Origin of the sequence: Paenibacillus cineris, assembly GCF_018333335.1 — a bacterium.
GTDB lineage: Bacteria > Bacillota > Bacilli > Paenibacillales > Paenibacillaceae > Paenibacillus_AQ > Paenibacillus_AQ favisporus.
The window spans coordinates 1-264 of record NZ_BORU01000032.1 but is presented as its reverse complement, the minus strand read 5'-3'; the positions used below and the strand labels follow the sequence as shown (position 1 = coordinate 264).

Genomic DNA, 264 nt, shown 5'->3' with positions numbered 1-264 from the left:
GTGCCCACCCGAAGTGCTGGCAACTAAAATCAAGGGTTGCGCTCGTTGCGGGACTTAACCCAACATCTCACGACACGAGCTGACGACAACCATGCACCACCTGTCTCCTCTGTCCCGAAGGAAAGGTACATCTCTGTACCGGTCAGAGGGATGTCAAGACCTGGTAAGGTTCTTCGCGTTGCTTCGAATTAAACCACATACTCCACTGCTTGTGCGGGTCCCCGTCAATTCCTTTGAGTTTCAGTCTTGCGACCGTACTCCCCA

General features: G+C 53.4%; 1 rRNA gene. It reads right to left on the bottom strand.

From position 1 onward, the window contains the following. Positions 1-264: ribosomal RNA gene (locus KI379_RS33800) — 16S ribosomal RNA — on the bottom strand; the annotation flags it as partial.